The 5298-nt window shown below is 34.3% G+C and carries 4 protein-coding genes; all 4 read right to left on the bottom strand.

Features of this window, described 5'->3' with window-relative positions:
• Positions 1 to 71 precede the first annotated feature (71 nt).
• The 4 genes from Q1B11_RS19860 to Q1B11_RS19845 all read right to left on the bottom strand — a co-directional run bounded on the left by Q1B11_RS19860 (position 72) and on the right by Q1B11_RS19845 (position 5110).
• On the bottom strand, positions 72 to 2282 hold the full coding sequence (locus Q1B11_RS19860; protein WP_299735692.1) for a hypothetical protein: 2211 nt from the start codon (positions 2280 to 2282) through the stop codon (positions 72 to 74).
• 128 nt (positions 2283 to 2410) lie between these two features.
• On the bottom strand, positions 2411 to 2896 hold the full coding sequence (locus Q1B11_RS19855; protein ID WP_299735690.1) for a hypothetical protein: 486 nt from the start codon (positions 2894 to 2896) through the stop codon (positions 2411 to 2413).
• Positions 2897 to 3057: 161 nt separating this feature from the next.
• Positions 3058 to 3672: a hypothetical protein gene (locus Q1B11_RS19850; RefSeq protein WP_299735688.1), complete on the bottom strand. Its 615-nt coding sequence runs from the start codon at positions 3670 to 3672 to the stop codon at positions 3058 to 3060.
• Positions 3662 to 5110 (bottom strand): AAA family ATPase, encoded by a 1449-nt coding sequence (locus Q1B11_RS19845; RefSeq protein ID WP_299735686.1) that lies wholly within the window; start codon positions 5108 to 5110, stop codon positions 3662 to 3664. Before Q1B11_RS19845 ends, Q1B11_RS19850 begins: the two co-directional genes overlap by 11 nt.
• Positions 5111 to 5298 lie beyond the last annotated feature (188 nt).

The raw sequence follows: 5298 nt of genomic DNA, 5'->3' as shown, positions 1-5298 counted from the left end.
TACGAGGCATTCAAAGAGTTAACAGGAATGGATGCAAGAAAAGTCATGGGTTATGCACTAATGACTTGAATTCAGGTATTTTCCGGGGTTAAAGCTTCTTCCGTTGCTCTGTTGATAAAATGATCTCTCATGTCTGAATTTTCATTTTTGAACAAGGCAACAGCTAAACTGTATTCACAGTTTTCAGGAGGGTTAAATACTATTAGGTTGTTATGCTCTTCATTTCTCCATGTTCTCTGTACAATCTTACTGAAATTCTTTATATGTTTAGATAATTCAATTTGATTTCTTGGCGATATTTGATTCAAAATACAGCCTATCTCAGTCCACCTTGGAGTTGAACGGTTTTCTAACTGTTTAAAAATGTCTTTAAAGCGTTGTGTAATCTTTGGAGCAGGCTTTGGTATTTCTATGCCTTGATCTTTGGATATGTAGTATTTATCAAGTGGCTTAGACATACCAGTTATTATGACATTATCTAAATCATCGAAGGATAATTCTTCATCTGTTAGTAGGGTTTCACGGTACAAGCCAAGAAGATCAAGCTCATCACCTTTGAAGCTAACCTTTCCTTCTAAATCTGTTCTTCTCCGTAAATAGTGAACTATTTGAACTGGGTGGTCTAGGAAATCAAAGACTGTTTCAAAATCAGCTAGAGTCATGGAAGGACATGCTTGAAAGTCATGTGGTAACCAGCCAGTTTTTTCGAAGCTATCCAAGCTTGCTTGTAACGATGCAAAATTTTCTAAAGATACTGATACACGAATTATATTATGTATCTCATGAATGTTTACTGGAAGTTTTTGGTCCCATTCATTTGAACTTTTGTTTAGTCTAGCTTTATCTAGTTCATCTTTAAGTCTTACAGACTGTATGCTTGGGTCTACTAAGATTTCCGTAAGGTGCCTCTTTATTCGATTTGGAGCACCTCTTAAAGCAGGCTTTGATATTCGGTGTGACTTAGCTTCAATGATTATAGCTTGTGAGTCAATGAAAGTGATCAGATCTGTTTCATACTCGGTGTTATCTTTTTTCCACTTGAGACCTGAAATAGTTTTCGAATCTGGGAACCTTCTTTTAACGATTTCATCAATCTTTATTTCAAGGTAGTCAGCCCTTCTCTGATGCAAACCTTTCTTATCGTAAATCTCAATTATTTCATCAAGAGTAGTTAATATAAAACTAAAGAATAACTGAGGTAATGCACAAAAATAACCCTTATCTGTTTTAATTATGGGTTTTTCCCATACAGGATTATCTAAGAAGAAGTATTCTTTTTTTGCCTCTCTCAATCCTTCAAGATCGTATGATAATAATTTTAATATTGAAAGTACTGTTTCTTCATCAAGACGGGCTCTACCTTTAATTTCACTATTGTTTATGTAATAACATTCGTCTGATCGGATATCGTAATGCGACATGAGCATTACAAACAAGTTCTTTTGTGATATTTTATTTAGATCGAAGTTTTCTTTAAAGGTTTCAGCATACTCCTCGCTTTGACCTATAAGCTTGCAATATTCAATTATCAGTTTTTCTTTGCTTTTTATTCTTTTTAATTTAGATAGGTTTTTAAACCGGTTTGTTACATTGTCTTCTGTGATCTCTGTTAAAGTTTCAAAGAAGTTGATTATTTCAGTGCATGAGCAACCAATTTTTGACTTTAGCATTTCATCGAAAGGCGAATACAACTCCATGGATATATTTCTCACTTGCGAGAAGTATCCCCAGTTTCGAACTACTTGAGTGCTTCCTCTGAAACTTTCTTGTATCTGAGTAATTGCGAGTTCTTTTTCCGAAGATTCTACAAGATCAGAATTCATACGACTAAAATGAAAAGACTGACTCAATACTATTAATTTTTGTCGTGTCGATTCCACTACCTCAGGTGTGGGTGGCATCCAACCAATATCATCTGTAGAAAGTGTAAGCACAAGCGCTTGTAAATACTCGATATGCGATTGACTTAACATGTCAGGTTCTTCTCTGACTTGAACGCCATTATCACCTCCGCCAACTGTTAAGCAATAACATGACAGAATTGAAATTAGAGTTATAGGATCATATTCTCTTAGTGTATTTTCAATGTCTTGACTGTACTCGACTAGCTTCTTTTTACTTTCAGTGGATACTTTTTCAACAAATTTTTTTCTTTCTTCATCGTTCAAATTTGATAAAGGGTGCTTGAATTGTGTTACTGATGGAAATGAATCTGCACTCTTATTCCTACTTGAATCCTGATTATTCTTTTTCTTGTTACTCTGCTTAGCTCTTTTTTTCATTTTTTGATCTCTTCGAGCTTTACTCGTTTTGCTCACGATACTTCCTCAATATTAATGATGTACTGCACATAACGCCCCCATCAAGCGCCGCAGAATGCGGTCGCTTGGATGGGCTTGTTATAAGCCGGTTAGCCTAAATTTTTGACTATGTAGCTTATGAAGGGTTGAAGTTTTGGATGAAACTTTTTTATTAGCTTCTCTTCAGTTAAGTCATTTTTTTTAGCCGGAAGAGCTACGCCATTAGTTAAAATGTTAACGCCAACGCCTGCGAATACTAATGGTACAAGCCAAGAAAAAGCTTGCATCAGTAGTGTTAATAACGATTTAGTAGTTCCACCAGCTGTAGCTATGATTTCACTACAGTTTCCATTCGTGTATCTATCGATTTCATACTGGTCAAGAAATTTCAAGCACATTTCCTCTACCATCGGAATAGAGTTTATTGAATCTACGAGTCCTTGTAAGCTTGTTAGAAGTAGACCTGAAAAAACAATCAGCTTGAAGCCTTTACTCATCAGGAAAGCTTTATCTTCACATGCTGATGTGTTGATTTTTATAAAAACCAAAAAGCACATTATAAATGAAACGACAGAAGCGATGGTAAATACGATCAAAAATAAATCTCCAATAATTCTAAATAAAAATAATATTGAGGTGTTTCTGCAATTTAAAAAAACTCTGAAATAGTGCCGACTACAGATGAGCCCATTTAGGCTTATAACGCCAATTTCAGGGGCGTCGTAGGCGTCCCCTGGAATTTTTGATATACCAAATGCTATCCACTATACGCCATAGCATCAGCAATAATTTGTGCTCCACTAGGATTACTGTCTAAATATCTTTTAATTTTTAATCGTGTCCTAGCTTCCGTATGACGAGTTGAGTCAAGTTTAAATATCCTTATACTTTCAATTCCTTTTTCAGTAATCCCTTGAATTAGAACCTCTCTATCATTGTCAGGCCAAGAGTAATGAAGGTTATGATCATCAAAATATGGGTGTACAATTTTGAATGTGCAATTTTCATAAACGTTACTTTTTGATCTAATTGTGTCGTAGTTTCCCTTTTTTATAGGGCTATTACATAGAGTACATGATAGAACTAAGTTCATTATTGTGAATGTAAATTCAGTATGTTTTGGTCTTGTAACTCCGCCTTTTGGCGCAAAATGTTCAATTTCTGTTTTCCCTGTCTCATCAAGTGGAAGACCACAGTAGGCACAATTCTCACTCTGAATGGTCAACAATTGCCCCTTTAGCGAAGATTTAAAACTCGTAATAGCAGGGTTATTTTTTATGTCCCATTCACCACCCGTAAAGGGTTTTAATATATCTATTTCGTTTAGAATTTCATCTGCAATTGTTGGGGAGCCATTTAGTCTAGATATCATTCTTAAATCTCTTTAGATAACTTCTAGACTGATCTAATATGACATTTATTGGATCATTATCATTAAATCTATATGCTTCAAGCTTGTTCTGTAGGTAACTTATTCGTTCTTTATCGTCGCTACAACTTGATATTAGTTGTAGTAATTTAGATAAATCTTGTTCAAAATAAGAGTTCCTTGTAGTTCTTAATTTGAAAACCTCATAGAGGATATTTTCAGCTGACCATGCATAAGTATCAAATGGTATTAGTTGGCTCGATCTATGTTCTACGCCATTATTTATTTCTCTGTAAAACGAGATAAGAGTGGAACTTTTGGGGTCAAGATCTGAAACCATAAAATGAGAATGAGATGCCAGTAGACAATGTGATGTCTTGAAATTTGTAGTTATTGACTTTAAAAGTCTGATGTATTTCATTTGCCACCGTGGATGAAGACTTAGTTCTGGTTCATCAATCAGAACTAATGAGTTTTTTTCGATTGAAGAGATTAGATTAATCATTGTAAAAATAAAGTGCTTCTCACCAGAGCTAGTATGCTCAAAATCAAAGATATCGCTTTTGACAAACTTTATCTCTGGACTTGAAATAAGTTCTAATTTTTCCATAAGCTCGAGATTATCAGTACTATCTAAAAATAATGAGCTATTTATATCCTGTGTTGATAACGAAAATATGATTTCATTTTTATTATAATTGCCTGTTGATTTTATTTTTTCAATTAAGTCAATGACTTCAATGATTGATGCGTTTGTTATATTGGATGTATTTGATATATATTTTTTTCTGTTGCGAACCGATTGCAATTTATTTTGAAGGTTATTTTTGTTGACACCTCTGGTGAACAGGGTTTTCCTTTTTAATCGGTAGGAGATTTCAATTTTATTATTAAGCCCTATAAAATCAAAAATACTATTAAGTGACTCAACCCTATTTTTGCTGCCTAATATTTTTAAAATGGATGATAATAGTTTTTTTTGTATTGTACTTGTATAAGTTGCATTTGATGTAGCTCGAACACCGAGATACCTGTAAAGTCCAAAGTCATCATCTTCACCAACAAATGAAAACTTGTCATTTACCATGAATGACAATGCGACAACTTTACTTGGTAAATCAATATCGTGTACTGAAACTTCAATACTGTCCTTTTTGTATGTAAGAATTGAAAGATTTTTTTCTATTTCATAGTGCTTTCGATTTAATTCATACGATATCTTTATTTGGTCGTACTTTATGTTGGCTGACTTCCTTTCTGATGTTACAAACCTGAAAAAATCAGCAATTATTTTCAAGAGAAAACTCTTACCAACACCATTTTCTCCAATAATTAAAGTTGTTAATAATTTATCTCGATCGTTTTCTGAACGTTCAGTACAATCAACATTGTAAAGAACTTTATTCTTGTGACAGACTACTATTTTTTTAAGTGTAAACACTACTACCTCAAATGTTTAGTGTTGGAAGGGTATAACGCCAAATTAAGCGACGCCGCCCAGCGGCGTCCGGTGGAGCGCAGCGGAACGAACTTGAATTTATTGTTATGTGCCTTGTATGGATAATAATTAACGAAACAGGGTAATGTGAGACCCAGGCTTTAGCAGCAACTAAAGCCCTCTTGTGCAGC

The sequence above is a fragment of the uncultured Endozoicomonas sp. genome, assembly GCF_947495845.1.
Classification (GTDB): domain Bacteria; phylum Pseudomonadota; class Gammaproteobacteria; order Pseudomonadales; family Endozoicomonadaceae; genus Endozoicomonas.
Note: the sequence above shows the minus strand (reverse complement) of the source record. Positions and strands in the feature narration are given on the sequence as shown.

Excerpts from the sequence above, each read along its gene's own strand:
- Q1B11_RS19860 (WP_299735692.1), bottom strand. The coding sequence starts at position 2,282 with ATGAAAAAAAGAGCTAAGCAGAGTAACAAGAAAAAGAATAATCAGGAT.
- Q1B11_RS19850 (WP_299735688.1), bottom strand. The coding sequence starts at position 3,672 with ATGATATCTAGACTAAATGGCTCCCCAACAATTGCAGATGAAATTCTA.